Annotated in this window: 29 protein-coding genes; 21 read left to right on the top strand and 8 right to left on the bottom strand. The window is 63.9% G+C overall.

Annotation, left to right across the window (positions count from 1 at the left end):
* The first annotated feature begins 221 nt into the window (after positions 1 to 221).
* Complete coding sequence (locus VK98_RS21030) at positions 222 to 1,436, top strand: HD-GYP domain-containing protein (RefSeq protein ID WP_048415937.1); 1,215 nt, start codon at positions 222 to 224, stop codon at positions 1,434 to 1,436.
* Positions 1,437 to 1,464: 28 nt separating this feature from the next.
* Here VK98_RS21030 and VK98_RS21035 read toward each other — a convergent pair whose 3' ends face one another.
* A complete protein-coding gene (locus tag VK98_RS21035; protein ID WP_048415938.1) occupies positions 1,465 to 2,190 on the bottom strand; it encodes a 16S rRNA (uracil(1498)-N(3))-methyltransferase in 726 nt (241 codons plus the stop codon).
* Positions 2,191 to 2,287: 97 nt separating this feature from the next.
* Between VK98_RS21035 and VK98_RS21040 the strand changes: the two genes are divergently transcribed.
* Complete coding sequence (locus VK98_RS21040) at positions 2,288 to 3,073, top strand: inositol monophosphatase family protein (RefSeq protein ID WP_197081382.1); 786 nt, start codon at positions 2,288 to 2,290, stop codon at positions 3,071 to 3,073.
* A gap of 7 nt (positions 3,074 to 3,080) precedes the next feature.
* Here VK98_RS21040 and VK98_RS21045 read toward each other — a convergent pair whose 3' ends face one another.
* From VK98_RS21045 to VK98_RS21065, 5 genes are all read right to left on the bottom strand, one after another.
* Positions 3,081 to 3,428: a DMT family protein gene (locus VK98_RS21045; protein WP_048415907.1), complete on the bottom strand. Its 348-nt coding sequence runs from the start codon at positions 3,426 to 3,428 to the stop codon at positions 3,081 to 3,083.
* Between the two features lie 9 nt (positions 3,429 to 3,437).
* Positions 3,438 to 3,629, bottom strand: coding sequence for a Lar family restriction alleviation protein (locus VK98_RS21050; RefSeq protein ID WP_048415908.1), 192 nt, complete (start codon positions 3,627 to 3,629; stop codon positions 3,438 to 3,440).
* A 72-nt stretch (positions 3,630 to 3,701) separates the two neighbouring features.
* Positions 3,702 to 5,036 carry an SGNH/GDSL hydrolase family protein gene (locus VK98_RS21055; RefSeq protein ID WP_082159162.1) on the bottom strand — a complete coding sequence of 445 codons (1,335 nt, stop codon included), beginning with the start codon at positions 5,034 to 5,036 and terminating at the stop codon, positions 3,702 to 3,704.
* A gap of 261 nt (positions 5,037 to 5,297) precedes the next feature.
* Positions 5,298 to 6,311 (bottom strand): class I SAM-dependent rRNA methyltransferase, encoded by a 1,014-nt coding sequence (locus VK98_RS21060; protein ID WP_048415909.1) that lies wholly within the window; start codon positions 6,309 to 6,311, stop codon positions 5,298 to 5,300.
* A gap of 201 nt (positions 6,312 to 6,512) precedes the next feature.
* Positions 6,513 to 7,880 carry an SGNH/GDSL hydrolase family protein gene (locus VK98_RS21065; protein WP_231589343.1) on the bottom strand — a complete coding sequence of 456 codons (1,368 nt, stop codon included), beginning with the start codon at positions 7,878 to 7,880 and terminating at the stop codon, positions 6,513 to 6,515.
* A 283-nt stretch (positions 7,881 to 8,163) separates the two neighbouring features.
* Here VK98_RS21065 and VK98_RS21070 point away from each other — a divergent pair, with 283 nt between their 5' ends.
* Positions 8,164 to 9,039: an HD domain-containing phosphohydrolase gene (locus VK98_RS21070; protein WP_048415910.1), complete on the top strand. Its 876-nt coding sequence runs from the start codon at positions 8,164 to 8,166 to the stop codon at positions 9,037 to 9,039.
* A 283-nt stretch (positions 9,040 to 9,322) separates the two neighbouring features.
* Complete coding sequence (locus VK98_RS21075; RefSeq protein ID WP_048415911.1) at positions 9,323 to 10,258, top strand: alpha/beta hydrolase; 936 nt, start codon at positions 9,323 to 9,325, stop codon at positions 10,256 to 10,258.
* Positions 10,259 to 10,404: 146 nt separating this feature from the next.
* Here the strand turns inward: VK98_RS21075 and VK98_RS21080 are convergent, their stop codons facing one another.
* Together VK98_RS21080 and VK98_RS21085 are read right to left on the bottom strand one after the other, a co-directional pair.
* Positions 10,405 to 10,989, bottom strand: coding sequence for an SIS domain-containing protein (locus VK98_RS21080; protein ID WP_048415912.1), 585 nt, complete (start codon positions 10,987 to 10,989; stop codon positions 10,405 to 10,407).
* 61 nt (positions 10,990 to 11,050) lie between these two features.
* Positions 11,051 to 11,770, bottom strand: coding sequence for a helix-turn-helix transcriptional regulator (locus tag VK98_RS21085; RefSeq protein ID WP_053077522.1), 720 nt, complete (start codon positions 11,768 to 11,770; stop codon positions 11,051 to 11,053).
* A 329-nt stretch (positions 11,771 to 12,099) separates the two neighbouring features.
* Between VK98_RS21085 and VK98_RS21090 the strand changes: the two genes are divergently transcribed.
* The 17 genes from VK98_RS21090 (at position 12,100) to VK98_RS21170 (ending at position 24,805) form a co-directional block, all read left to right on the top strand.
* Positions 12,100 to 12,513: a Mor transcription activator family protein gene (locus tag VK98_RS21090; RefSeq protein WP_048415913.1), complete on the top strand. Its 414-nt coding sequence runs from the start codon at positions 12,100 to 12,102 to the stop codon at positions 12,511 to 12,513.
* A gap of 137 nt (positions 12,514 to 12,650) precedes the next feature.
* Positions 12,651 to 13,073, top strand: a complete 423-nt coding sequence (locus VK98_RS21095; RefSeq protein WP_048415914.1) for a M15 family metallopeptidase — start codon at positions 12,651 to 12,653, stop codon at positions 13,071 to 13,073.
* Positions 13,070 to 13,294, top strand: coding sequence for a hypothetical protein (locus VK98_RS21100; RefSeq protein ID WP_231589344.1), 225 nt, complete (start codon positions 13,070 to 13,072; stop codon positions 13,292 to 13,294). The genes VK98_RS21095 and VK98_RS21100 overlap by 4 nt, the downstream gene beginning before the upstream one ends.
* A 41-nt stretch (positions 13,295 to 13,335) precedes the next feature.
* Entirely contained in the window at positions 13,336 to 13,872 is a 537-nt protein-coding gene (locus tag VK98_RS21105) for a hypothetical protein (protein ID WP_156188007.1), read from the top strand.
* On the top strand, positions 13,869 to 14,066 hold the full coding sequence (locus tag VK98_RS21110; RefSeq protein WP_043589247.1) for a TraR/DksA family transcriptional regulator: 198 nt from the start codon (positions 13,869 to 13,871) through the stop codon (positions 14,064 to 14,066). Before VK98_RS21105 ends, VK98_RS21110 begins: the two co-directional genes overlap by 4 nt.
* A 14-nt stretch (positions 14,067 to 14,080) precedes the next feature.
* Complete coding sequence (locus tag VK98_RS21115) at positions 14,081 to 14,296, top strand: hypothetical protein (RefSeq protein WP_043640201.1); 216 nt, start codon at positions 14,081 to 14,083, stop codon at positions 14,294 to 14,296.
* Positions 14,297 to 14,376: 80 nt separating this feature from the next.
* The gene (locus tag VK98_RS21120) at positions 14,377 to 15,021 is read left to right on the top strand and encodes a phage tail protein (RefSeq protein WP_082159164.1); all 645 of its coding nucleotides are present in this window, start codon (positions 14,377 to 14,379) and stop codon (positions 15,019 to 15,021) included.
* A gap of 115 nt (positions 15,022 to 15,136) precedes the next feature.
* A complete protein-coding gene (locus VK98_RS21125) occupies positions 15,137 to 15,835 on the top strand; it encodes a DUF1834 family protein (RefSeq protein ID WP_048415915.1) in 699 nt (232 codons plus the stop codon).
* A 75-nt stretch (positions 15,836 to 15,910) separates the two neighbouring features.
* On the top strand, positions 15,911 to 17,332 hold the full coding sequence (locus VK98_RS21130; RefSeq protein WP_048415916.1) for a phage tail sheath C-terminal domain-containing protein: 1,422 nt from the start codon (positions 15,911 to 15,913) through the stop codon (positions 17,330 to 17,332).
* A gap of 153 nt (positions 17,333 to 17,485) precedes the next feature.
* Positions 17,486 to 17,860, top strand: a complete 375-nt coding sequence (locus VK98_RS21135; RefSeq protein WP_048415917.1) for a hypothetical protein — start codon at positions 17,486 to 17,488, stop codon at positions 17,858 to 17,860.
* A 128-nt stretch (positions 17,861 to 17,988) separates the two neighbouring features.
* On the top strand, positions 17,989 to 19,737 hold the full coding sequence (locus VK98_RS23515; RefSeq protein ID WP_082159165.1) for an Mbeg1-like protein: 1,749 nt from the start codon (positions 17,989 to 17,991) through the stop codon (positions 19,735 to 19,737).
* A complete protein-coding gene (locus VK98_RS21145) occupies positions 19,737 to 21,044 on the top strand; it encodes a DNA circularization protein (protein ID WP_048415919.1) in 1,308 nt (435 codons plus the stop codon). The genes VK98_RS23515 and VK98_RS21145 overlap by 1 nt, the downstream gene beginning before the upstream one ends.
* Positions 21,028 to 22,086, top strand: coding sequence for a phage baseplate assembly protein (locus VK98_RS21150; RefSeq protein WP_048415920.1), 1,059 nt, complete (start codon positions 21,028 to 21,030; stop codon positions 22,084 to 22,086). Before VK98_RS21145 ends, VK98_RS21150 begins: the two co-directional genes overlap by 17 nt.
* Positions 22,087 to 22,106: 20 nt before the next feature.
* The gene (locus tag VK98_RS21155) at positions 22,107 to 22,706 is read left to right on the top strand and encodes a phage baseplate assembly protein V (RefSeq protein WP_048415921.1); all 600 of its coding nucleotides are present in this window, start codon (positions 22,107 to 22,109) and stop codon (positions 22,704 to 22,706) included.
* Between the two features lie 109 nt (positions 22,707 to 22,815).
* Entirely contained in the window at positions 22,816 to 23,166 is a 351-nt protein-coding gene (locus VK98_RS21160) for a phage GP46 family protein (RefSeq protein WP_019102042.1), read from the top strand.
* Complete coding sequence (locus tag VK98_RS21165; protein ID WP_048415922.1) at positions 23,166 to 24,230, top strand: baseplate J/gp47 family protein; 1,065 nt, start codon at positions 23,166 to 23,168, stop codon at positions 24,228 to 24,230. The genes VK98_RS21160 and VK98_RS21165 overlap by 1 nt, the downstream gene beginning before the upstream one ends.
* On the top strand, positions 24,227 to 24,805 hold the full coding sequence (locus VK98_RS21170) for a YmfQ family protein (RefSeq protein WP_048415923.1): 579 nt from the start codon (positions 24,227 to 24,229) through the stop codon (positions 24,803 to 24,805). Before VK98_RS21165 ends, VK98_RS21170 begins: the two co-directional genes overlap by 4 nt.
* Positions 24,806 to 24,823 lie beyond the last annotated feature (18 nt).

Below are 24,823 nucleotides of genomic sequence, written 5' to 3' on the forward strand. Positions count from 1 at the left end.
CGCATGTCATGCGAGGCCGCTAATTTGGCCGCCGGGCTAATGGAATACCTTGCAAATGCCGATAGCGGAGTTGATGCTGAAGAAAGGCGCGCCCGGGCGGCATCGGGCGGGCCGGTCCATTTGCGCCGGCGATATCGGCCGGCGAGGTCCCGGTGACAGGGTGGCGGAGACGCATGCGCGCGGCCGGCGGCACAGGCGCGCGGCGGGATAAAGAGCACAGAATGATCAAGTGCATAGAAGTGGCCGATCTCAAGGTGGGCATGTACATCCACGATCTGAACTGCGATTGGATGTCGCACCCCTTTTTGCTTAAGCGTTTTCTGGTCAAGGACGAGGAAGAGATCCGCAAGATTGCCGACTCCGGCATTCACGAGGTGTACATAGACACGCGCAAGGGGATGGACTTGCCCTCCGCGCCCACCGCCACCGAGGTGAAGAAGCAGCTGGAGGAGCAGATCCGCGAGTTCGGCAGCAACGAGACCATTCTGGAGCGGCAGGTGGAGGCCGGCGCCGAGTTCGGTCGCGCCCAGCTGATCCACAGCGAAGCCAACCAGATCATCCAGGGCATTCTCAAGGACGTGCGGCTGGGCAAGCAGGTGGAGCTGGAGATGGTGGAGCCGTCGGTGACCAAGATGACCTCGTCCATCCTGCGCAACGGCGGCGCGCTGCTGTCGCTGTGCCGGATCAAGGACAAGGACAACTACACCTTCCAGCATTCGGTCAGCGTAGGCGCGTTGATGGTCAGCTTCTGCAACGCGATGGGCATGAGCAAGGAAGTGATCCATCACGCCGGCATCGGCGGCATGCTGCACGATATCGGCAAGATGAAGATTCCGGACCGCATCCTCAACAAGCCGGGCAAATTGACCGAGCAGGAGTTCACGGTGATGAAGTGCCATGTGGTGGAGAGCAAGCAGATCCTGCTGCAAACCACCGGCATTTCCGAAACCGCGGTGCTGGTGGCGGCGCAGCACCACGAGCGTCACGACGGCAGCGGCTATCCGGCCGGGCTCAAGGGCGAGGAGATCTCGCAGCTGGGGCAGATGGCGGCCATCGTCGACGTCTACGACGCGCTGACTTCGGACCGTTGCTACCACAAGGGCATGGCGCCTACCGACGCCTTGCGCAAGATCTACGAGTGGTCCAAGTTCCACTTCAATCCGCAGTTGGTGCAGGCTTTCATGCGCAGCATAGGCATTTATCCGATCGGCACCCTGGTGCGCCTGGAGAGCGGCCGGCTGGGCGTGGTGGTGGAGCAGAACGAGAGCAATCTGATCTCGCCCAAGGTGAAGGTGTTCTTCAGCACCAAGAGCAATGTCTACATCCCGCCGGAGATGGTGGACTTGTCGCGAGGCATGGGCTTCGGCGGCGGCGACCGCATCGTCAAGCATGAGTCGCCGGACAAGTGGAAGATAGATCCGCTGCGTTTCCTATAGCGGGGCGGAGCGCCCCGCGCCGCTCAAGCTAGCGGTAATCCCCCCACACGGTCTGCATCGCCGCCACCGCGGCCAGCGCCGCGGTTTCGGTGCGCAGGATGCGCGGCCCCAGCTTCAGCGGTGTCCAGCCGGCGTCCAGCGCCGCGGCCTCTTCGCGGGCTGAGTAGCCGCCCTCCGGCCCGGCCATCAGCCAGGCGCGCGCGGGCGCGGCGGCGATGTCGGCCAGGCGCTGGGTGCCCGCCGGCGACAAAATCAGCCGCGCGTCGGCGGCCGGCGGCTGTTTCAGCCATTGCTCCAGCGACAGGATGGGCAATACTTGAGGAATGGCGTTGCGGCCGCTTTGCTCGCAGGCGGAAATCACGATCTCCTGCCAGCGCGCCACGCGCTTGTCGGCGCGCTCGCCGGACAGCTTGACGATGGAGCGTTCCGCGGCGATGGGCTGAAACGCGGACACGCCCATCTCCACGCCTTTTTGCAGGGTGAACTCCATTTTGTCGCCGCCGGAGATGGCCTGGGCCAGGCCCAGCCAGATCGGCGTTTCACGTGAAACCTCGTCGAAGCCTTCGATGCGGCAGTGGGCGTCGCGTTTCATCACCGCGTCCAGCGTGGCGGAATACTCGCCGCCGCGGCCGTTGAACAGGGTGACGGCGTCGCCGGCATTGAGCCTCAGCACCTGGACATGGCGCACCACGGTGTCCGGCAAGGCCAGCGTTTGGCCGACGCTAAGGTCGGCGTCAATGTAAAACCTGGGCATGACGTATTGAAAGTCGCTGTTGATACCGGTATTTTGCTTTGTTTGCTGCGATTGCAGCAAATGGGATTGCAGCGGCCTTGGGGGAAAACGAATGCAGGTGCTGGAACAGGTGATGCAGGTGCTCAGGGAAGTGGCGCGCGACGAGGTGATGCCGCGCTTTTTGCGCGTGGGCAAAAGCCGCAAGGACGACGGCACGCTGTTCACCGAGGCCGACATGGCTTGTCAGCAGGCGCTGCAGGCCGCCTTGCCGCGCATTCTGCCTCACCCGGTGCTGGGCGAGGAGATGGAATTGGCCGAGCAAGACCGGCTGTGGGCGGAAAACCAGGACGGCCTGTGGGTGGTGGACCCGATAGACGGCACCACCAACTTCGTCAACGGCCTGCCGTATTTCGCCATCTCCGTCGGCCTGATGGTGGGCGGCAAGAGCCGCTTGGGCGTGATCTACAACCCGGTGTCCCAAGAAATGTTCTACGCCAGCCGCGGCGAGGGCGCTTATCTGAACGGCCAGCGCCTGCCCTTGAAAACCGTGGTCAACACCATGTGCGACGCCATCGCCAGCGTGGAGGTCAAATACTTGCGCTCCGGCAAGCTGGCCGCGCGCATCGGCAGCACCTGCCCCTGCGGCAGCCTGCGCAATTTGGGCTCCAGCACGCTGGACTGGTGTTATCTGGCGGCCGGCCGCTACGATCTTTATCTGCACGGCGGCCAGCGGCTGTGGGATTACGCCGCCGGCGCGGTGATCCTGGAAGAGGCCGGGGGTCAGATCGCCAGCCTCAACAGCGACGACTACTGGAGCGACGTGATCTGGAAGCGCTCCGCCATCGCCGCGCTGAATCCGGAGCTGTTCTCCCAATGGCACCGCTGGGTGCGCGCCAACCAATAGCCCGGCTTCAGCCGCGGAACATGAAATAGACCGCGCCCACCAGGCACAGCCCGGCCCAGACGTAATCCCAGCGGAAGGGCTGGTTCATGTAAAACACCGCGAACGGTATGAATACCGACAGCGATATCACTTCCTGAATGATCTTCAGCTGCGACAAGCTCATCGCGCCGTAGCCTATGCGGTTGGCCGGCACCTGCAGCAAATACTCGAACAAGGCGATGCCCCAGCTGGCCAGCGCGGCCAGCCACCAGGGCTTGGACGACATGTCCTTCAGGTGGGCGTACCAGGCGAAGGTCATGAACACATTGGACAACACCAGCAACAGCGGCGTCAGCAGATAGGGCGAGAGATTCATGATGCGCGCTCAGCGGCCGGCGTTCCAGTTGGCGACGGCTTCTTTCTTGTTGTCGGCCTGAGCGCCGATGGCGCCGCAGTTGCCGTTGTCCGGATAGCGGCTGCATTGCACCCAGAAGCGGCGGGAGCCGGCCTTGACCAGCAGGGCGGGCGCGCCGCATTTGGGGCAGGGTTTGAGGACGGTTTGCGGGGCTTGGTTCATGGCGGGATGTCCGGCTGAAACCGGCATCTTACCCCAAGCCGCCGCGTGATGGCGGCGGCATGGGGTCAGCGCTTAGCGGCGCGCTTTCAGCGCCGCCGCGGCCGAAACCGCCGGATCCGCGGCCTTGACGAAGTTGGCGACGTAGCCGCCCAGCAGCTTATGGGTGTGGGTGGTGGGGTGCAGCACGTCCCAGAACACGAAGGCGTCCGGATTGCCGCATTCCGCGCGCGGTTTCTGCTCCCAGATATAGGGCAGGCTGGCGTTGCCGGCGATGTCCAGGCAGGACTGGGTGGCGTTGCTGACCTGGTACTTGGCCGGGTTGTCGAGCAAGTCGTCGAACAGGGTGTTGCTGTCGAACAGGTTCAGCTTCAGCGTGCTGCCGTACTTCTGTTGCAATTGCGTCATCAGCAGCGCCAGTTTGGCGTTGTAATCGCGCACCTGCGGCGCCAGCGCGGCGGCCTTGCCGCTGGCCTGGGCCGCCGGAGTGCGGGCCAGATTGGGCAGGTTCAGCACCACGATGTGGCGCGCGCCGGCGGTGATGACGCGTTCCAGCGCCTTGCCCTGGTCGCCGATCACCTGGTCCACGGTGCGGCCGTAGTTGAGCAGGTCGTTGCCGCCTATCAGCATGGTGAACAGGGTGTTTTCCGGCCGATAGTTGGCGGCCTTCTGCATGTATTGCGACCACGATTCCACCTGCTGCAGCAAGCCCGGCACCACCAGGTGCTGATCGCCGGCGGAGCCGCCTATCGCCCAGTTGTAGATCGGCAGCTTCAACTGCTCGGCCAGATACTCCACCCACACCCGGTCATTGCTGAAGCGGCCGATGAACCAGCTCTTGGCGTTGGGCAGCCGCCATTGCGAGGCGCCGTACATGTTCTGAGTGTCGGACAGGCTGTCGCCGAACACGATCAGCTTGTTGACGCGCGCCGGCTGGCTGGCGCTGTCCTGGCTCCAGATGGTGTGGTTGTAGGACATCTGGTTATTGGCGGCGGCGTACAGCGCCACCGGGCGGTTGACGCCCTTGGCCGCCAGCGTTTTCTGGCAGACCCCGGCCAGGGTGTCCTGGGCCACGTCGCTGTAGAACATATTCTTCAGCGCGACGATGCTGCCGGACCACCAATAGCCGTTGACGCGGTAGTAGTCGCCGCTGCTGGGGTCCAGCGCCCAGTGGTAGCTGGTTTGCGGCTTGCCGGCGTTCATGTCCAGCCGGTAATAGCAGCGCAGATAGGTGTAGGTGGCGGCTCCCATCGCCACGGCCGGCTTGGCCGCCGCGGCCTTGACCTGGGCTTCGCTGAGCGGCCCGCCCGGGGACAGATAGTCCAATTGCGGGTCCAGCTGGGCATGGGCCTGGCTGGCGGCGAACAGGCCGGCGGCGGCCAGCAGGCCGCGTAGCAGTTGAGGTTTCATAGCGACTTTCCCGATACGTGATTTGAGTCAAGCTGTCTGTTGTATGCCGTCTAGCGCGGCCGTTGCGGCGTGGTGCCGTATCGGGATATTTAAGTATTTACAGGTGAAAATAAACGGTAATTTTAAGTTATGCGTAAAAATGCCATATGGCTTAAACGCTGTGGTTTTTCATGCGAAAACGCCCGCGCAAGGCGGGCGTTCACTGAGATTGGATGTGACGGCGGCAGCTAGGGCGGGGGCCTAAGCCGTCAAGAGCACAGATCAGACGCTGAGCGCGACGATCTTCAAGGGATGCTTGCCGTCCGGGCTGGGGAAGTCCGCGTCCGGGGCGATCCATTCCGCCGCGCGCACTTCGCGGCCGGCCTTGGCCGCGCTGCGCTTGAGCGCTTCCAGCCAGTCGTCGCCGTCCACCTGCGCGACGTTGTTGCAGCAGATCAGCGTACCGCCGGGCGCGGTGGCCAGCAGTGCCGGCTTGAACAGCGCCTGGTAGTCGTTGATCAGGTCCACCACGCCGAAGGGGCTCTTGGAGTAGCGTGGCGGGTCCAGGAACACCAGGTCGAACTGGCGAGCTTCCAGTTTGGGGAAGGGCGGCATTTTCTTGCCGCGCACGCGCTCCGGCTGGCCGATGCCGGACAGCTGGCGGATGGCGGCGAACACATCGCTCTGCACGCAGCGCGGCCGAGTGGCCAGCAGGTTGAGCTTGGCGTTGGCGCGGCCCACGCTGAGGCTGGATTCGGCGAAGTCCACGTTCATCACGAAGCTGGCGCCGGCCTTGGCCGCGGCCACGCCGACGCCGCAGGTGTAGGCGAACAGATTGAGCACGCTCTTGCCGGCGGCCAGCTGCATCACGTGGCGGCGCGCGGCGCGCAAATCCAGGAACAGCCACGGGTCCTGGCCCTTGTGGCGGGCGCGGTAGTGGTAGTTGACGCCCAGTTCGCGGATGGTGTGGTCGGCTTCGGCCTCGGCCTGTTGTTCCAGCGTCAGCGCGTTGCCGATGCGGGAGTTGCCGGCGCTGCGGTCGTTGTAGAGCAGCGGCAGGCCGGGATGGCTGGCCTGGTAGTGGGCGCGGATCGCCGCCAGTTCGTCCTCGCTCAGCGGCTGGTGGAAGGTCTGGGCCAGCAGCTGCTCGCCGTAGCGGTCCACGGTCAGGCCGGGCGCGCCTTCCACGCTGCCGTGGAACAGGCGGTAACAATTGGTGTCTTCGGCTTGCAGCCGGGCGATCAGTTCTGCGCGCGCGGCTTCGGCGCTCTGCAGCAATGGGGTCAGGGAGGACATCGGGGGCCTTCGCTTGCGGTTCCGGGCCGGCTCGCTGCTTGGGGGCGGGCGCGCCGGAAAATCCTTCATTGTATGCCTTGCCGCAGCCGCGCTCAAATGCGCGTCCGGAAAAGCCCTTGCAAAACAACAGGCCGCCGGTGGGCGGCCTGTCGGGGAAGGGCTGGGTCGCTTGCTTGATTCAATCGATTTTAGAACCGGTCCTCAGCGTCGCGGCAGGGCGGCCAGGCCGGCGGAGCCGTTCAGGAAGCCGTACACCTCGTCCGCCAGCACTTTGTGGGTGCGGGTGGTGGGGTGCAAGGTGTCCCAGAACACGAAGCTGTCCGGATTCACGCAGTTGGCGCGCGGGCTCTGGGCGCTCAGGTAGTTGGTGCTGGAGTCCGCGTTGATGTTGAGGCAGGACTGAGTGACGTTGTTGAACTGGTAGGCGGCGGGGTTGCCCAGCACCTTGTTGAACAGCGCGTAGCTGTCGAACACGTTCAGCTTGAGGCCGCTGCCGTATTTGAGGCGCAGCTGGGCGGCCAGCGCGTTCAGGCGCTGGTTGTAGTCGCGCACCTGGACGGCCACCTGGGCCGCGCCGGACTTGAACTGGAACACCGGCGCCCGCGACACGTCGGGCAGATTGAGCACCAGGATGTTGCGCGCGCCGGCGTCTATTAGGCTGGTCAGCGCCTGGCTCTGGCCGCTGATCACCTTGTCCACCGAGTTGTTGTAGTTCACGAAATCGTTGCCGCCGATCAGCATGGTGAACAGCGTGGTGGCCGGATCGTAGTCGCGGGCCTGCTTCATGTAGTCCTTCCACGACTGCACCTGTTGCAGCACGCCGGGGATCACCAGCTTTTGCGTGTCCACGCCGGCGCCGCCTATCGCCCAGTTGTACACCGGCAACTGCAGGCGGCCGGCCAGGTACTCCACCCACACCTGGCCGTTGCTGAAGTGGCCGAGGAACCAGCTGTTGCGGTTGGGCAGCGTCCACATCGAGGCGTTGTAGACGTTCTGGTTGTCCGACAGGCTGTCGCCGAAGGCGACGATCTTGTTGACGGCGGAGCCTTGGCCGGCCTTGTCGTTGGTCCACACCGTGTAGTTGAACGACAGCTGGTTGTCGGCGGCGAACACCATCGCCGGGTTCTGCTGGATGCCCTTCTTCTGCAAGGTGCCGCGGCACACCGATTGCAGCGTGCTTTGCGCCACGTCGGTGTAATACATGTTCTTCCAGTCCAAGGCGCTGCTGGACCACCAATAGCCGTTCAGGCGGTAGTAGTCGCCGCTGCTGGGGTCCAGGCCCCACACGTAGTCGGTGGTGGGCTTGGCGGCGTCGCCGCCGGTGCGGTAATAGCAGCGCAGATAGGTGTAAGTGGCCGGGCCGGGCACCGACATCAGCTCGACATTGGCGTCGCCGCGCGCGGCGCGGCTCTGCGGCGCCGGCGGAACCGTCTTCAGCAGCTGCTCGCGGCTCAGCGGGCCGGACGAGGACAGCACATGGCTGTAGCGCGGGTCGGGCTGGATGGGTTCGGCGGCGGCGGCGTGGGCCAGGGGGCTCAGGGCAAAGCCCAGCAATAGCAGCGATTTCATTGTTGTCTCCTCGTGTGGAGCGCCGTCAGGCGACGGCGCGAACGCATGGACCGGCGCCGCTGGCGGCGCGCAATCCGCGTGCCGCCTAGGCTAGCCAAGAAAAATGAAAATTTCATGCAAATGGAATGATTGCTCTATTTCCAAGCGTTTGACTGTCGTATTGCTGCCAGCGCAGCAAAGCCGCATTGATATGCCATATTAAAATCATTCGGCCTGAGTCGCCGCCGGAGCGCTTGCAGATATCGCTCTCGCGGCCGGGCTTCATCGGCATGCGGGGACGGAAATGCGACAAGCGCGGGAGCTGCTGAAAACGCTGTATACGATGGCGATGATGGTGGAGGCGCGCGATGCCTATACCGGCGGGCATTTATGGCGGGTATCGCGCTTGAGCTACGCGTTGGCCGATGATCTTGGCCTGCCGCAGTCCGAGGTGGAGCGCATCGCGCTGGGCGGCTTTTTGCATGATCTGGGCAAGGTGGGCGTGCCGGACGCGGTGTTGAACAAGCCGGACAAACTCAGCGACGCCGAGTACGAGGTGATCAAGACCCATCCCCGGGTGGGGGCGGACCTGCTCAGCGATCACCCGCTGGCGGAGCTGGCGCTGGACGCGGTGCTGCGCCACCACGAAACGCCGGACGGCCGCGGCTATCCACAGGGGCTGAAGGACAAGGAGATACCGCTGGCGGCGCGCATCGTCGGCATCGCCGACGCCTTCGACGCGATGACCAGCACCCGGCCGTATCGGCGGGGCATGCCCAAGGAGCGCGCGCTGGCCATCGTACGGGAGAATCTGGGCACCCAGTTCGACCGCGAACTGGGCGAGCGCTTCATCCTGCTGGGCGAGGCCGGCCGGTTCGATCACGTGATCGGCCACAGCGAGCCGGGCATTCCGCTGCAATGCTGTCAGGGCTGCGGTCCCATCATCGCGGTGCCGCGCGGCATGGCCGACGGCGAGGAGATCTTCTGTCCCAGCTGCGCCGGCGGCTATAGGCTGACGCGACGCGGGCCGCATCTGGAGCTGGCGCCGTCCGGCCGCTCCAATCCGGCGCTGGCGCGCCAGCCGCGGGCCGACTCGGGGCTGATCGACGATCTGCTGTTGGGCGCCGAGCAATTGTTGCAAACGCGCAAACCCAGCCTGCTCGAGCGCCTGTTTGGTTGAAGGACGACGGGAATAACAGCGAGGCCATGCGCGCTTGTACGCTTGCGTGGCAATACCAATGGTATAAGCTGGCTGAGAGCCTGTTCCAAGCCCGTAGGGGCAAAACCGTTTTCCCGGCGGTTTTCGCTTGGCCTCGCTGCTGCTCGCTGGGCTTTGAACCGGTTTAAGTCCGCAACGGACCGCTCGCCGTGCGCTTGGCGCCGCGGCGGCCCGCGCCCGGCAGTCCCCTTTCTCTCGCTGCGCCCGCGCGCCGTCCGTCACGCCTGGGCCGATAGGAGCTTGCATGCATCAGCTCGATCCCGCTCTGGCCGTCTGGCTGGAAGAATACAACCGCGAACTGGCCGAGTTGGTGGCCAAAGGCTACAAGGCGACGTCGATAGGCGCGCGCGAAGCGCTGGCCAATCTGACCCGACAGCTGGTGACGCCGGGACCGGACATCGCCTGGGTCAACGACGACCTGGTGCCCGGCCGCGATTTCACCGTGCCGGTGCGCGTCTACCACCCGGATCCGAAGCGAGCGCTGCCGGTGCTGGCGTTCTTCCACGGCGGCGGGCACATGGTGGGCAGCGTCAGCGTTTACGATCCGATCTGCCGGCGCTTGGCCGCCGCCAGCCAGCACGTGGTGGTGGCCGCCGACTACCGCTTGGCGCCGGAAAGCCCGTACCCGGCCGGCTTGCAGGACGCCGCCGTCGTGGCCAAGGGCTTGTGGCAGGCGCTGGACGCGCGCGGGCTGCCCTATCTGCGCCAGCTGTCGCTGGCCGGGGATTCCGCCGGCGGCGCGCTGACGTCCAGCCTCAGCGCTTTGGGGCAGTACGACGCTTCGCTGCGGATCAAGCGCCAGGTGCTGATCTATCCCAGCGTCGACTACACCTTGAGCCAGCCGTCGGTGGACGAGAACGGCGAAGGCTATCTGCTGACCAAGGCGCGGGTGGCCTGGTATTTCGATAACTACTTCCAGCACGCGGAGAACCGCCTGCAGGCCTCGCCGCTGCATGGCGGATTCAGCCGCAAGCTGCCGCCGACCATGCTGGTGTCGGCCGGCTTCGATCCGCTGCGCGACGAGGCCTTTCTTTACGCCGACAAGCTGCGCGCGGCGGAGGTGGAGGCGGAGCATTTGCATCTGGACGGCATGGTGCACGCCTTCCTCAATCTGGAGGCCATCGTGCCGGACATCTGCCGCATGGTGTATCAGCGCATCGCTGCCTTCCTCAATCGCTAGCGCGCGCCGCCGGAAAGCAGAACCGCCGCCGGGTAGACCGGGCGGCGGTTTTTTTGCGTCGCATTAATGCCGTTGTACTGACGGACGTCGCTTATGGCGCGGCGCGCGTCTTCAGCACAATGGCAAGCGTGACCAAGCGGGAAAACTCAATAGTTTTCCGGGCAGAAGTGGCGTTCCACCAGTTCGATCAGGATGTGCAGCACCTTGATGTGCAACTCCTGCACCCGGTCCGCGAACTGACCGCCGGGCGTGTTGACGTAGACGTCGGCCAGCGGCTCCAGCCGAGTGCCGGCGCGGCCGGTGAGGATAATCACCTTGACGCCCATTTCACGGGCCACTTGCGCGGCGTTGACTATGGTCTGGCTATTGCCGCTGGTGCTGATGCCGATCAGCACGTCGCCGGCGCGGGCGTGGCTTTCCAGATAACGCGAAAACACGAACTCGTAACCGTAGTCGTTGGCCACGCAAGTCATGTGGCTGGGATCGGAAATGGCGACGGCGGCCATGCCGCGGCGGTTTTTGCGGTAGCGGCCGGTCAGCTCTTCGGCGAAATGCATGGCGTCGCACATCGAACCGCCGTTGCCGCAGGAAAAGACGCGCCCACCGTTTGTCAGGCTGGCGATCAGGGTTTGCGCCGCCGCGTCGATGCTGGCCAGCGCTTCCGGGTTGGCCAGCAGATTGGCCAAGGCGGTTTGCGCCTCGTTCAGGCTGGCTTCGATGTGTTGAATCATGGTGGTGTCTCGTTTCATGCGGTGCGGCAAAACAACAGTCTACACCCGCGTCGGGTCCGGGTCAGCCGATCTGGCGGCCAAACCAGACCACGCGGCCGATGACTTCGAATTCGCCTGTATTGCGTTGCAGGTCCACGGTAAAGGTTTCGTACAAGGGATTGGCGCTGCGCACCTGCACCGCGCCGCCGGGCAAACGCTGCAACTGCTTGACGAAGATGTCCTCGCCCATGCGGATCACGTACAGGCCCTCGCCGGGGGAGTGTTCCGCGGTGTTGACCAGGATGGTGTCGCGGTCCTCCAGCACGCCGCTCATGCTGTCGCCCTTGACGCTGATCACCGCCAGGTCCCGGGCGGACGCGTTCAGATGGTTCTTGATCCAGTATTTTCGGAACGCCATATAGAACATCGGCGCTTCATCGCTGGCATTGGAACCGAAGCCGGCCGAGGCCTTCAGGTTATAGCGCGGGATGAAACAGAACTCTTCATGGACGTTGTCGGGTACAAAACAGTCCGAATCGCGTTCTAGTCTGATCGACGCGCCCAGCGGCGGCGCCGACTCGTACTGCGGCCCGCTGCCGTGCAGCAGCCATTCCAGCCTGCAGCCGCTGGCCTCCGCGATCTTGCTGGCTGTGGCCGCGCGCGGCACCCCGCCGTGATACCACATATTGGTGAACGAACCTTTGTTGATTCCAATGCGGGTGGCCCAGGCGTAGGGCTTTTCCGCGCCTATCAGCAACTCCAGCCGTTGCTTGAAGTCACTTTGTTCCAAGTTTTTTTCCATATAGAACTCCATTTGGCGTGCGAGGCCGGCGCCACGGCTCGGTCAAATGACCTGCACTAAAGGACAGGTAGTGACATCGTACTAATTGATCGGTTTTACATTTTGAACTAAAATAGCACTTATGAATCTGAGGCAAGTTCAAAACAAGTCGGCGCAAGGCAAGGTCCTTGTGTGAGCCAGCACATGAATGGCTGTATTCGATAGAATTCATGGGCTTGCCAGTGTTTAGAACGACAGTTCTAAATGCAAACTGCGTACATGGCCTTGATTAATTATAACTCATTTAGAACTTATCGTCTTTGTTCCGTGATTACAAGGAGATTTCCGCGATGACCGTAGCCAATATCGCCCCGGCCCTGCCCGAAACCATGCGCCTGGTGGCGGAACTGATCGGTTTGCCGCGCACCTTGCAATTGGTGCAGGCGCTGGGCGGCACTACCTTGCCCATCTCCAAAAACCAAAGCAAGGCGGGGCAACTGCGCTTCGCCGCGCTGGTGGAGGTGATAGGCGAAGACGCCGCAGCCAGCCTGACTCATCATTTTGGCGGCGACATCCTGTACGTGCCGCGCTGCAGCCAGGCCTTGCGCTTGGCGCGCAATCAACAATTGCTGAGCGACTTCGACCAACTGCTGGACCAGGGACTGGGCGCCAACGAGGCGGTCAGCGTGCTGGCCATCCGTTTCCAACTGAGCGACCGCATGGTGTGGCGCGTGCTGAAAACGCCCAGCCAAGATCTGCACTAAGGCGATACGCCGCTTCCCCCTCTCTTCCGATTTCTCCTGTTTGTTTCAAGCCGGTTCCGTCCGCCTGGCAGGGCTGCGCGCGCGCCGCGCATGACGGCCGGCCAATGAGCCACGTTTCGTCAACAAAAGGAGTCTTCATGGCCAGCAGAGCTATTTCCGACCTGCACCCGCAGTTGCAACCCCTGGCCGAAGCGTTTGTGCGGCGCTGCCGCGACGCCGGCGTGGAGGCCTTGATCACCTGCACCTGGCGTTCCGGAGCGGAACAAGACGCCTTGTACGCGCAGGGCCGCAGCCGGCCCGGGCTCAAGGTGACCAACGCCCGCGCGGGCCAGTCTGCGCACAACGCCATGCTGCACGGCAGCCCGGCGGCGCGCGCCTTCGACGTGGTGCCGCTGATCGGCGGCAAGCCGGTCTGGGACGCCCACCATCCGCACTGGCAGCTGATGGGCGAGATCGGCGCCGCGCTGGGGCTGAACTGGTATGGCCGGGCGGACGCGCCTTTCCGCGAGTTTCCCCATTTTGAGTTGAATCCGACCGACCTCGACAAGGAGAAGAAATGATGCGTCTGTCCGACTTGCTGACCCGGCCCGGCGGCCGCCGGCTGAGCCATTCCCGGCTGTGGGCCAACATCGCCTGCGCCGCGGCCACGCTGCTGTTCGTGGTGGAGGGGCTGCGCGGCGCCCTGGGCGCGGAGATCTGGCTGATTTATCTCGGCATCGTCGGCGGCTACTCCGCCGGCTTGCGCCTGATCGCCGCCTGGCGCGACCGAGGCGGCCGCTGATGGGCCCGGGGCCCGCATGGCTGAAGCTGGGGGGCTGGCTGTTGCCGCCCTTGCTGGCGGCTGGCTTGGCGTATCCGCTTGGGCTGCGCCACGGCGCGGAGAACTGGCGCGCGCGTTTGGCCGAACAACGAGCGGCGGATCAAGGCCGTCTGACCGCCGAAGCGGAACGCGCCCAGCGGCAATTGGAGGCCGCCTTGCAGCAGCAGCAACGCTTGCGCGAGCTGCTGGGCCGACAGGAGGCGCGCTTGCTGAGTCAACAACAGGACCTGCAGCGGCGGCTGCAAGACCAGAAACAAAGGATCGAATATGTCGTGCAACAGGATGGCGGCCGTTACGGCGGCCTTGGCCCTGACAGCCTGCGCCTCTACCGGCAAGTCCTCGGCTATCCCGCCGCCGCAATGCCCGCAACCGACTCCGTATCTATTGCAAATCCCCATCAAGCCGCCGCCGCCGGCGCCGGGTTACCGGCAGCAGACCTCCTGGCTCACGCCGCCGACTACGGCGCCTGGTGCCAGCAACTGGAACAAAGGCTGACGGCGCTCGGCGGGCTGTTCACATCCGAAGGACCACAACCATGAGCGACTTTTTCGATCGGGCCAGCGAACTGGAGACCGAGTTTCGCGAGCAAGCGATTGCCCGCCATTACCAACAGTTCGATCAGACCGGCTACAGCCACTGCGAGGATTGCGGCGATCCCATCCCGTCCGCGCGCCGGGCGATCATGCCCAGCTGCACCCGCTGCGTGATCTGCCAACAACTGGCCGAAGGCTGAAAGGCGGGTTTCACGTGGAACATGACAATTTGATGGCCCTGGGCCGCATAGAAGGCAAGCTCGACATGATCGTGGCGCACCTCGCCAAACAAGACAAAAAACTGGAAGAGCTGGACGGCCGCCTACGCGACGTCGAAGTCCAGGCCGCGCGCAGCGGCGCCATGTCCGGCGCCTTGTCCGCGCTGGCGGTGACGCTGCTGGGCGAATTCCTCAAGCGTTTGATTCACTGAGCGGCGGTACGCCGTTTCATCCGCCGCCTCCGGCGCGGCGTCGAATTTCCGTCTTCTCAAACCTTGTGAAAGGAATCCAGATGTCGCAAACGACGATCTGTATCAAACCGCAGCTGCAGTTCAATTTAATTGGCCATGAAGACGCTGCAATGGCCGCGGATGGCAAGGGCGCGCAGTTCCAGATGAATGCGACTTGTTGCGGCCAAGAAGGAGGCAAGGGACAAGGCGTGCCCAGCGGCGCCGTCATGCATTTTGCCGCGGAGAAAGCCCCGGAAGGCTGGCTGAAGGCTGATGGCAAGGCCTATGCCAAAAGCGCGTATCCCACCTTGTTCAGCGTGATCGGCGACAGCTTCCGCGATGCGAAGAACAGCGACGAAGCCATGTTCAATGTCCCTGACCTGCGCGGCGAATTCATTCGCGGCTGGGACGACGGGCGCGGCGTAGATCCGGCTCGCAAGCTCGGCAGCGCGCAGAAAGGCACGCTGGTCGCCGCCAACGAGTATTTCAGCGACAACGAGCTGTACAACATCAGCACCAATGTCGGCGCAGGACAGGCAGCCGCCGGCACCGCCGCCTTCGGCGCGGATATTCCTGACTTGGCCGGCTATCCCGGCCTGGAAATGCACTACGTGACCGGCGTCAAGGGCGCTTTGGGCAACTATGTCAGCTCGGTCGGCGCAGCCCGCCCGCGCAACATCGCCCTCTTGGCCTGCATCAAGGTCTGATCCTCCCCGGCCGCGCCCGCGGCCGCAAGCTCCACTGACATCGCTCAGCTAAGCCCAAAACCGCGGGCGCGAGACAATAGCCTTATCGATAAACCGATGAATCCTTGAGGAAATCATGTCCCAGCTGATCCAACTGCAAGACGCCATCGCCGACCGCCTGCGCCAGGGCCTGGGCCGCATGGTGCGCGAAGTGGCGGCCGACCTGGACGAAACCGGCCTCTGCGGGCTGGATCTGGCGCAAGGTCGTCACCAAAGCCGGCTGACGCCGGCGGCGGGCAGCCCGGGCCTGAATCCGCAGGCGCTCGCGCGTTTGCCGGCCTTGTGGACCGTGGCCGGCGGCGTGACCGCCTGCCAGCCTTCGGCCAGCCAACGCCAGCGCTACAAGGCGCAGGCCCGCTTCACCGTCATCGTCGGAGACCGCCTGCAGGCGGATCGCGGCTACGCCGGCGCCGGCGTCTGGCAGCTGGTTTACGCGGTGCGCCGTTTGCTGGCGGCTCAGGATTTCAGCCTGGCGGTGTCGCCGCTGATTCCCGAGCAAGTGCGCCCGCTGGGCCAGGCCCAGCGGGACGGCGAGCCGTGGAGCCTGGTGGCCTGCGATTTCTCCACCCACTGGCTGGACGAGGCGCTGGACAACGGCCACTGGCCGTCGCCGCAGGGCGAGGCCGATCCGGACCAGGTGTTCGCCCGCTTCGGCGGCCGGCTGGAAGGCCCCGCCACCGAATGGCGCAGCACCCGGCTGGACTACAGCCTGGACGGCAAGCCGGGCGTCAAGGCCCAGGATGTCGTGCTGCAGCCCAAGCCGCCCCGCATTTGATTTTTCGCAGTATCCCGCCGCGCCGTCCGGCGCGACGAATTTCCCCCAACCGCATCAATCAGGAGCCCATACTCTATGGCCAGCCCCAACATCAGCTTCGACCAGATTCCGGCGTCCATCCGCAAGCCGGGCAAATACTTCGAGTTCAACACCAAGCTGGCGGTGCGCACCCTGCCGGGCAATCCGCAGCGCGTGCTGGTGATCGGCCAGCGCTTTGCCGACGCCGCTCAGCCGGCGCTGGCCGCGCTGGACGTGTTCAGCGACGAGCAGGCCGCCCAGGCTTTCGGCCGCGGCTCCTACGCTCATCTGCTGGCCCGCGCCGCCATCAACGCCAATCCCTACCTGCAGCTCAGCGTGATCGCGGTTGACGACGCGGACAGCGCCGCCGCCGCCGTCGGCACCTTCACCTTCACCGGCCCGGCCACCGGCGCCGGCGTGGCCAGCCTGTTCATCGGCGGCCGCCGCATCGACGTGGCCGTGGCCGCCGGCGACGACGCCGCCAAGATCGCCGCCGCCGCCAAGGCCGCCGTCGACAAGCTGGCTGACCTGCCGGTGACCGCCGCCGTCGCCAAGGAAGTGCTGACCCTGACCGCCCGCCACAAGGGCGCGGCAGGCAACGCCGTCGCGCTGAAGGCGCAGGAGCAGATCGCCGGCCTCGGCATCACCGTGGCCGCGATGAAAGGCGGCGCAGCCGATCCGGACATCGCTCCGGCGCTGGCGGCCGTGGTCAGCGGCGGCCACCACATCGTGGTCAGCCCGTTCAACAACGACGCCGCCTTCACCGCGCTGCGCACCCATCTGGACTTCGTGTCCGGCCCGATGGAGCAACGCGGCGCCATCGGCGTGGTCGGCGCCGTCGGCGCGCTGGCGGAAGTCAGCGCCATCGCCTCCAAGCTGGCCAGCGGCCGCGTCAGCGCCGCCTGGTATCGCGGTTCCGCCAAACTGCCGGGCGAACTGGCCGCCGCCTACGCCGCGGTGATCGCCAGCGAGGAAGATCCGGCCCGTCCGCTGAACACCTTGGAACTCAAGGGTCTGGACGTGGTGGAACTGGCCGCCCGCACCAGCCGCACCGAGCAGGAAAACGCCCTCTACAACGGCGTGACCCCTCTGGAAGTGGGCCCGGGCGAGCGCGTGCAGATCGTGCGCTCCATCAGCACCTACACCAAGGACGCCCAGGGTGTGGACGACGTGTCGCTGCTGGATCTGACCACCATCCGCACCCTGGACTACGTGCGCCGCGCCTGCCGCGAACGCGTGGCGCTGCGCTTCCCGCGCGAGAAGCTGTCCGACCGCACCCCGTCCAAGGTCCGTTCTGAACTGCTGGACGTGCTCTACAAGCTGGAAGAGTTGGAAATCATCGAGGCGGTGGAAGCCAACAAGGACGGCCTGATCGTCGAGCGCGACGCGCAAGACGTGAACCGTCTGGACGCCAAGATCCCGGTGGACGTGGTCAACGGCCTGCATGTGTTCGCCGGCCGCATCGATCTGCTGCTGTAAGCGGCGCGGGGTAAACACGCGGGGTGCCGCGGCGCGCCGTCTTGCCCCTGCGTGCTTACCCGAGCGGACCTAGTTTTCCCCGTTAACGCTTGACCCGGCGGCCCGCCGCCAAACCGGCAGGGCCGTCCACATGAAACCGAAAAGGACATTCACATGGCTTTGAAAGAATACGCAGGTTCGATCGTACTGGAAGTCAACGGCCAGGAAATCGACGTCATCGATCTGAACGTCAGCAGCAAGACCGGCCGTAAGCTGGTGAAAACCATGAACAGCAGCGGCCGCGCCCGCGGCTTCGCGCGCGGCATCTCGGAATACGAGCTGTCCGTCACCGTCTCCATCCCGCTGTCCGGCGAGTTGGACTGGGAGGCGATCGAAGGCGCCAAGCTCACCGAATTCCCGGTGGCGCCGGGTGGCAAGCGCACCAGCTACCTGGATTGCTTCACTCTGGAAGTGGGCGAGAAATACGGAGTGGAAAGCGAAGCGCGCCGCGATATCAAGCTGCTGTCGCTGCGTAAAATCGTTGAGTAATTAAATGAAGTAACTGTTTAGCTTGGCCGGTGGAATTTTTTCCACCGAGCCAGCTCATTTTAAACACTTCAATACTTCTAAATATCAAGTCCAAACATGGGCTTGTCATGGCTATGCTTGGAGGTTAAATGACTTCATCTGTTAGAAACGATGCATTGCTCGGAGAATTTTCTAAACTGGCCTACAAGGATGAAGAAATCATTGTTAAAGCGCTAGCAAGTGATCCGAAGTTTGAAAACTGGGAGATAAATCTTGGGCCTAAAGTAGAAGGTTCCTTCGCCGCTGTCTCGTTTCGTAATAAAAAAGATGATCGAATAGTGATTGCATACCGTGGGACAGATGATTTAGGAGATGTGTCAGGAGCTGATTTAAACATTGCGCGTGGACGTTATGATGAACAATTTCGCCAAGGGATGGATTTTGCGCAGCAGGTAAAAAAAGAGGCTGGGGAAAATGCAAAAATTCTAGTAACAGGGCACTCTTTGGGTGGTGCAATTGCACAAGCAGTATCCCAATCTTTTGGCTTTGATGGAGCAACGATAGATCCTGCCGCTGCAGGTGGGGTGATTAAAACACAGCAATATAAAGAAAAGAATAAAAGCATGGGCTTGCCTGCAGCAGGGAAAGGCATGCCGAAGACGTTTAAAAATTATGTGGTTGATGGTAGCGCTGTTTCTGGTTTGACTGGGCCGCATTTAGGGTCAAAAACTACGTTGCCGAAAGCCGAGATGACGTGGAAGCAAAGAATACCAGGAGCTATTGTCGGGGGGCTAACAGGTCAATTGGTAAGTGCTGCTATTGACCAAGTTGAGAACAGGCACTCTTCGGATCATGTGTCAGAGCAGCTCAATATTTTGGCTGAAAAAGAAAAAACTCCTATTGTTGCAATAAAAAAAGAAGTTGGCGCATCACCTAAAACTGGTGTGATAGGAGGGGGGGGTAGTCGTGACTCTCAAACTATTGCCGGTTTGCTTTCCAGCGTAGGCAAGACGCGCACTTATCAAATGAAAGATGGTTCAGTACAAACTAGACGTGATGGCACTGTATCATGGCGCAATAATAATCCCGGCAATCTGAAGTTTGGTTATGCCGGAAGTGCTGATAAAACAGATAAAAGTAAGCGCAGTAAAAAACAAGCACTAGCTGATGCAAGGAAACGTTACCACGGCGTGGTAGATCTTGATCAATGGGGTAATGCCGTTTTTGAAACGGAGGAAGCTGGCCGAGCGGCAAAGTCGCAACTGTTGACTAAATTGCATGGCAACAAAACAATTGAGCAGATGTTGCCGAAATATGCGATTTCTGATTATTCTGGAACGGCAAATGTAGCTGCCTATGCAAATAATATCCATAAACTAGCCGCAGGTCGTAAACTGGATTTGCATGGGAAAAAAATCAAAGATTTAAAATCGGAAGAGTTTGAGGCTTTGCTGGATGGCATGAAAAAAGTGGAGGGCTTTAAACCAGGTAAGGTTGAAGTCACCTCTGGTGGTCATAAATCAATAGGAGAAAAGCTGTTAAACCAGCAAGCTACAGAGACTAAATCCCCGGATTCAGTTGGCCGGTCGGCTAAGGGTACGACATTCAAGTCAGTAGCAAAAAAACCGGTGGCTGATAAACCCAGTGTAACTAAAAAAGGGACGCTTCCAAGTCCAAGAGAGGTAAATGCTGGGAAGGAGGTTAGTGCTGCTGCGATGGCGGCAGAGATCGATCAAGGTGTCCCTGCAATACAAGCTGTTCTCAGCCAACTCCAAGCCACTCTGTCTCAACTCAGCAGCGTGCTGTCCCAACCAATCCAAGTCACCGTCGACGTCCAAAACGGCAATATCGTCGCCGCCGTCAACGCCGCCAATAGCCAACAACAAAGGAGAAGCTGATGTTCAATCTCAGTCTGTTTGCCGGCTCCGCCGCCGGCGCGCTGGTGGACGCCAGTTTCCGCGGGGTGCGCTTTGAATGCCTGCGCAGCGTGGATAGCGCCCAGCGCGACCAGGCGATGCACGAATACCCCTATCTGGACGGCGCAGACGTCGAGGACCTGGGCCGCAAGGCGCGCAAGGTGTCGCTCAGCGTCTTCTTCTGGGGTCGCGATTATCAGCAGCGGCTGCGCGACTTCGTCGCCGCGCTGGACCAGGCAGGGCCGGGCGAACTGATCCACCCGGTATTCGGCAGCATGCCCAAGGCGCAGCTGCTGGATTACCAGATCAGCCACGAAGCCGACGCGCCGGACTCCTGCACCGTGGAAGTGAACTGGGTGGAGGCCACGCCGGGCAATCCCTTTTTCGCCAGTCAGCAGCCTTTGCAGCAGGTGGAGGCCATCAGCGCCTTGGCGGCCAAGGCGCGCAGCCTGGGCGGCGAGGCCTTCGCCAAGGCTCAGGGCCTGCTGCAAAACGCCAATACCGCGCTGACCCGGCTGGGCGCGCTGCGCGTGCGCTTGAGCGACACCGTGCGGCAGCTCGCCGGCATGGCGCAGCAAGGTATTGCCCAGGTGGTGGACTTGCTGGCCTATCCGCAGGCCTTCATCGGCCAGGTGACGTCCCTGGTGGACGAGGTCGCCAACTGGCGCTTCGGCGTCAAGCTGGAAATCTGGCCGGGCCTGAAGTGGGAGGCGGAGGCCAAGCTGCCGCAGGCCACTCTGGCTGACTGGAACGCGATGAAGGACCGGCTCAACGGCGTGTCCAAGAAAATCGGCCGCGCGTCGGACAGCTTGAGCCAGGCCGGCAAGGCGCTGGAGGTCTGGACCGAGGACGAGCTCCGCATCGACGCGCTGCTCAAGCTGACCGTGTCCACCTCGATGGCGAACGCCGCCGCCGATCTGTTCCGCTCGGAAGCCGCGCAGCCCACGTTGACGCCGCCGGCGCTGGAGCAAGTGGCCGGCGACGTGCGCGCCACCTTGCAGCAGACCATAGAGCAATGGCGCAAGGCGCTGCCGGGCGAGGACGCGCGCCAGGTGATTGAAAGTCTGCGCGATCTGGGCCTGCAGGTGCAACGCAGCGCCGCTGGCCTGGTGGCCGCCAAGCCGCCCTTGATCACCCGCAAGGTGGAATCCGCCGCCAATCTGCGTCAACTGGCCCACCTGTGGTACGGCGACAGCGGCCGCGCCGCCGAGCTGCTGCGGCTGAACCCGCAGCTGGTGCACCCCAACCATCTGCAAGCAGGAGAGCTGATCCATGGCTACGCCCGCTAGGACCGTTTCGGCCAATAACGAAGTCAGCCTGGAGATCGCCGGCAAGGCGCATCGCTACTGGACCCAGTACAGCATCGACTCCGATCTGACCGTGGCCGCCGACGCCTGGCAGGTGTCGTTGGGCCTGCCCGGCGGCGAGGTGCCGCCGGCGGTGGAGCCGGGCGCCGAGGTCAAAGTGCTGGTGGGCGCGGACGTGGTGCTGCAGGGGCGGGTGGACGACATCAGCCACAGCATAGGCGCCGGCAGTCACCAGCTGACGCTGTCGGGCCGGGATCTGGCCGGCATGTTGCTCGATTGCAGCGCGCCGCTGCTCACCGGCAAGGGCATGACGCTGAGCGATGTGTTGGAGAACGTGATCAAGCCCTTGGGCGTCAGCCGTCTGCGCGTGGACGCCAAGGGCAAGGGCCAGATCGAGAAAATCAGCGTGGACCCGGGCAACAGCGCCTGGGACGTGCTGACCCGCGCCGCGGCGGCCAACGGCCTCGCCGCCTGGTTCGATCCGGACGGCACCCTGGTGGTGGGCGGCCCGGATTACAGCGCCCCGGCCAAGGCCAAGCTGATCCTGCGCCGCGACGGCAAGGGCAACAATGTGCTCAGCCTGGCGGAAACCCGCTCCCACGCGCCGCGCTACTCGCAACTGACCCTGCTGGGCCAAGGCCACCGTCAGGCCTTGACCCCGGGCAGGCACGATCTCAAGCATCAGTCCGCGGACCCGGACGTCCGGTATCACAAACCGCGCATCGTGGTGGAGCCGGACGCCGCCAATCCGGCGGAACTGGCGGCGCGCGCGGACAAGATGCTGGCCGACGCCCGGCTGGCCGGCTACACCCTCAGCGCCACCGTGGCCGGCCATCGCAACAGCGCCGGAGAACTGTGGACCCCCGGCCAGCGCATCCAGGTGGAAAGCGAGCCGCACGGCATCAAAGGCGGCACTTATTTCCTGATGGCGCGCACCTTCAGCGGCGGACGCGGGCAGGGCAGCACTACCCGGCTGACGCTGAAAGAGGACGGCCGCTGGCTGCCGGCGATGCGCAAACGCTGAGACAAAGAAAGGTTGAAACGATGTGGAATGACGTAGACCAGAGAATTCGCCGCGCCTTCAGCAATGTGCGGCAGGGCTTCCGCGCGGTGCTGACCCGCGTGGACAGCGCCGGCGACGTGCAAACCGTGCAGGCCGACGCGCTGGCCGGCGAGCAGCTGCAGGACGCCGAACTGTTCCAGCACTACGGTTACAGCGCCAATCCGCCGCCGGGCAGCATGGCGGTGGTGTTGCCCCTGGGCGGGCGCAGCAGCCACGGCGTGGTGATCGCCACCGAACACGGCAGCTACCGGCTGAAACAGCTCAAACCCGGCGAAGTGGCGCTGTACAGCGACGAAGGCAGCAAGATCGTGCTCAAGCGCGGCCGCTTGATCGAGGTGGAGTGCGACACCTTCAGCCTGCGCTGCAAGAACTGGCAGGTCAACGCCAGCGAACAAGCCAGCTTCACCACGCCCACGCTCAGCACCAGCGCGCAGCTGGTGGCGCAAGGTCAGATCAAAGGCAATGGCGGCATGGCCATCCAGGGCAGCGTCACCGTCAGCGGCGATGTGGTGGCCGGCGGCAAGAGCCTGGTGGGTCACCAGCATAACGGCGTGCACGGTACGACCAGCCCGCCGTTGTAACGCGACGTTTTCGCCGCCAGGAGTGCCGTTGATCTTGCCCTGGCGCACGCCTGCCGGCACTGACCCGCTTCCCTTATCCCCAACCCTTTCAAACCCGGAAAATAACGCCATGGACCCTCTATTGGACCCCATTACCGGCGATTACGCCGGCTCCACCACTGACACTCTGGCCAACGCCGTCTACCTGAGGCTGATGACCCCGCTGGGCGGCTGGTGGGCCGATCCCGAACTCGGCTCCCGCCTGCATCTGTTGTCGCGCAGCAAGGACAGCAGCCAGATCGATCTGCTGGCCTGCCAGTACGCCGAACAAGCCCTGCAACCGCTATTGCGCGACGGCCGCGCCCGCCGCGTCGGCGTAGAGGCGCAACGCCCCGGCAGCGGCCGTTTGCTGCTGCTGGTCGAAGTGGAAGAGGCCGGCGGCCAGACCCGACATTTCCAACACCATGTGAGGATAGCCTGATGCCTTTGTCCACCCCGGATTTTGAAACCATACGCGGCGCGCTGCTGCGCGATCTGCAAAACCTGCGCGCCGACGCCGACGTCGGCCCCGACAGCGACTTCTACGTGCGCGCCAGCTCGGTCGCCAGCGCGGTGGAAGGCTTGTACCAGCATCAAAGCTGGATTGCCCGCCAGATCTTTCCCGACAGCGCCGACCGCGACTATCTGGAACAGCACGCCCGGGTGCGCGGCCTCAGCCGCAAGCCGCCGGTGGCGGCCAAGGGCCTGCTGCAATTGGGCGGCAACCCCGGCGCCGGTTTCGTCGCCGGCCTGAAAGTGCGGCTGGGCGAACAACTCTACACCACCCAGGCCGGCGGCCAGCTGGACGTGGACGGCCGGGCCCGCGTGGCGGTGGCCGCCGATCTGCCCGGCCTGGCCGGCAATGTGGCGGCCGGCACGGTGGCCGAACTGATGGCCGCGCCTAGCGGTCTGGCCAGCCGCGTCAGCTTCGCCAGCATGGACGGCGGCGTGGACGAAGAGGACGACGCCGCCTTGCTGGCGCGGCTGCTGGAACTGATCCGTCGCCCGCCTGCCGGCGGCAACCGTCACGATTACCGGCGCTGGGCGCTGGAAGTGCCGGGCGTGTCCGCCGCCTACGTCTACCCGCTGCGCCGCGGCCTGGGCACCGTGGACGTGGTGATCACTGCTCAGGACAGCCTGCCTTCGGCCGACACCCTGGCCGCGGTGCAAGCCCATATCGAAGACCTGCGCCCGGTCACCGCCAAGAACTGCCTGGTGCTGGCGCCCACGCCGCGGCCGGTGGACATCGAAGTGGCGCTGATGGTGGACGGCACCACCGTGCAAGCCGTCACCGAACCGCTGCGCCAAGTGCTGGCCGCCCATTTCTCCAGCCTCGCCCCCGGCAGCAAACTGTACAAGAGCCGGCTGGAAGCGTTGATCTCCGACCTGCCCGGCGTGGTGGACCGCCAACTGCTGTCGCCCGCCGACAATATCGCGCCGGTGGTGAATGAGAAAACCGTGGAATGGCTGCGTCTGGGCAAACTCACGGTGAGGGGGATGCAATGAGCCCGCAAACCCCGCATAGCGAACTGCTGACGCGTTTGCTGCCGCCGGTCAGCTACAGTCCGGACGGGCCGCGACTGCAGGCCGAGCTGGGCAGCGAAGGCGCGGCGCTGGACCGGGTGCAGAACAGCGCCCGGCAGCTGGTGGGCGCCACCACGCCGCTGCTGGCCGAAGGCCTGCTGCCGGACTGGGAGCGCGTCTGCGGGCTGACCCCGCCGACGGATGCGCCCTACCAGCAGCGCCAACAGGCGGTGCTGGCCAAGCTGGCGGAAACCGGCGGCCTGTCCATCCCGTATTTCACCCGGCTGGCGGCCGGCATGGGCTACCGCATCACCGTCAGCGAGCCGCAGCCCTTCCGCGCCGGCCTCAACCGCGCCGGCCAACAACTGTGGACGGCGGACATTCCCTGGGTGTGGCAAGTTACCGTGTTCGGCGCCAAGACCCGGCCGTATTTCTTCCGCGCCGGCCAATCGCTGGCCGGGGAACGTCTGACCACCTTCGGCGACCCGCGTTTGGAAGATCTGTTCAAGGATTTGAAGCCGGCCCACACCTACGTCTACTTCGCCTACCAGCCTTAAACCGCGCCTCGCGCGGAC

The organism is Chromobacterium sp. LK11, from assembly GCF_001043705.1.
GTDB classification, from domain to species: Bacteria; Pseudomonadota; Gammaproteobacteria; order Burkholderiales; family Chromobacteriaceae; genus Chromobacterium; species Chromobacterium alkanivorans.

Excerpts from the sequence above, each read along its gene's own strand:
- VK98_RS21030 (WP_048415937.1), top strand. The coding sequence starts at position 222 with ATGATCAAGTGCATAGAAGTGGCCGATCTCAAGGTGGGCATGTACATC.
- VK98_RS21035 (WP_048415938.1), bottom strand. The coding sequence starts at position 2,190 with ATGCCCAGGTTTTACATTGACGCCGACCTTAGCGTCGGCCAAACGCTG.
- VK98_RS21045 (WP_048415907.1), bottom strand. The coding sequence starts at position 3,428 with ATGAATCTCTCGCCCTATCTGCTGACGCCGCTGTTGCTGGTGTTGTCC.
- VK98_RS21050 (WP_048415908.1), bottom strand. The coding sequence starts at position 3,629 with ATGAACCAAGCCCCGCAAACCGTCCTCAAACCCTGCCCCAAATGCGGC.
- VK98_RS21055 (WP_082159162.1), bottom strand. The coding sequence starts at position 5,036 with ATGAAACCTCAACTGCTACGCGGCCTGCTGGCCGCCGCCGGCCTGTTC.
- VK98_RS21060 (WP_048415909.1), bottom strand. The coding sequence starts at position 6,311 with ATGTCCTCCCTGACCCCATTGCTGCAGAGCGCCGAAGCCGCGCGCGCA.
- VK98_RS21065 (WP_231589343.1), bottom strand. The coding sequence starts at position 7,880 with ATGAAATCGCTGCTATTGCTGGGCTTTGCCCTGAGCCCCCTGGCCCAC.
- VK98_RS21070 (WP_048415910.1), top strand. The coding sequence starts at position 8,164 with ATGCGACAAGCGCGGGAGCTGCTGAAAACGCTGTATACGATGGCGATG.
- VK98_RS21075 (WP_048415911.1), top strand. The coding sequence starts at position 9,323 with ATGCATCAGCTCGATCCCGCTCTGGCCGTCTGGCTGGAAGAATACAAC.
- VK98_RS21080 (WP_048415912.1), bottom strand. The coding sequence starts at position 10,989 with ATGATTCAACACATCGAAGCCAGCCTGAACGAGGCGCAAACCGCCTTG.
- VK98_RS21085 (WP_053077522.1), bottom strand. The coding sequence starts at position 11,770 with ATGGAAAAAAACTTGGAACAAAGTGACTTCAAGCAACGGCTGGAGTTG.
- VK98_RS21090 (WP_048415913.1), top strand. The coding sequence starts at position 12,100 with ATGACCGTAGCCAATATCGCCCCGGCCCTGCCCGAAACCATGCGCCTG.
- VK98_RS21095 (WP_048415914.1), top strand. The coding sequence starts at position 12,651 with ATGGCCAGCAGAGCTATTTCCGACCTGCACCCGCAGTTGCAACCCCTG.
- VK98_RS21100 (WP_231589344.1), top strand. The coding sequence starts at position 13,070 with ATGATGCGTCTGTCCGACTTGCTGACCCGGCCCGGCGGCCGCCGGCTG.
- VK98_RS21110 (WP_043589247.1), top strand. The coding sequence starts at position 13,869 with ATGAGCGACTTTTTCGATCGGGCCAGCGAACTGGAGACCGAGTTTCGC.
- VK98_RS21120 (WP_082159164.1), top strand. The coding sequence starts at position 14,377 with ATGTCGCAAACGACGATCTGTATCAAACCGCAGCTGCAGTTCAATTTA.
- VK98_RS21125 (WP_048415915.1), top strand. The coding sequence starts at position 15,137 with ATGTCCCAGCTGATCCAACTGCAAGACGCCATCGCCGACCGCCTGCGC.
- VK98_RS21130 (WP_048415916.1), top strand. The coding sequence starts at position 15,911 with ATGGCCAGCCCCAACATCAGCTTCGACCAGATTCCGGCGTCCATCCGC.
- VK98_RS21135 (WP_048415917.1), top strand. The coding sequence starts at position 17,486 with ATGGCTTTGAAAGAATACGCAGGTTCGATCGTACTGGAAGTCAACGGC.
- VK98_RS23515 (WP_082159165.1), top strand. The coding sequence starts at position 17,989 with ATGACTTCATCTGTTAGAAACGATGCATTGCTCGGAGAATTTTCTAAA.
- VK98_RS21145 (WP_048415919.1), top strand. The coding sequence starts at position 19,737 with ATGTTCAATCTCAGTCTGTTTGCCGGCTCCGCCGCCGGCGCGCTGGTG.
- VK98_RS21150 (WP_048415920.1), top strand. The coding sequence starts at position 21,028 with ATGGCTACGCCCGCTAGGACCGTTTCGGCCAATAACGAAGTCAGCCTG.
- VK98_RS21155 (WP_048415921.1), top strand. The coding sequence starts at position 22,107 with ATGTGGAATGACGTAGACCAGAGAATTCGCCGCGCCTTCAGCAATGTG.
- VK98_RS21160 (WP_019102042.1), top strand. The coding sequence starts at position 22,816 with ATGGACCCTCTATTGGACCCCATTACCGGCGATTACGCCGGCTCCACC.
- VK98_RS21165 (WP_048415922.1), top strand. The coding sequence starts at position 23,166 with ATGCCTTTGTCCACCCCGGATTTTGAAACCATACGCGGCGCGCTGCTG.
- VK98_RS21170 (WP_048415923.1), top strand. The coding sequence starts at position 24,227 with ATGAGCCCGCAAACCCCGCATAGCGAACTGCTGACGCGTTTGCTGCCG.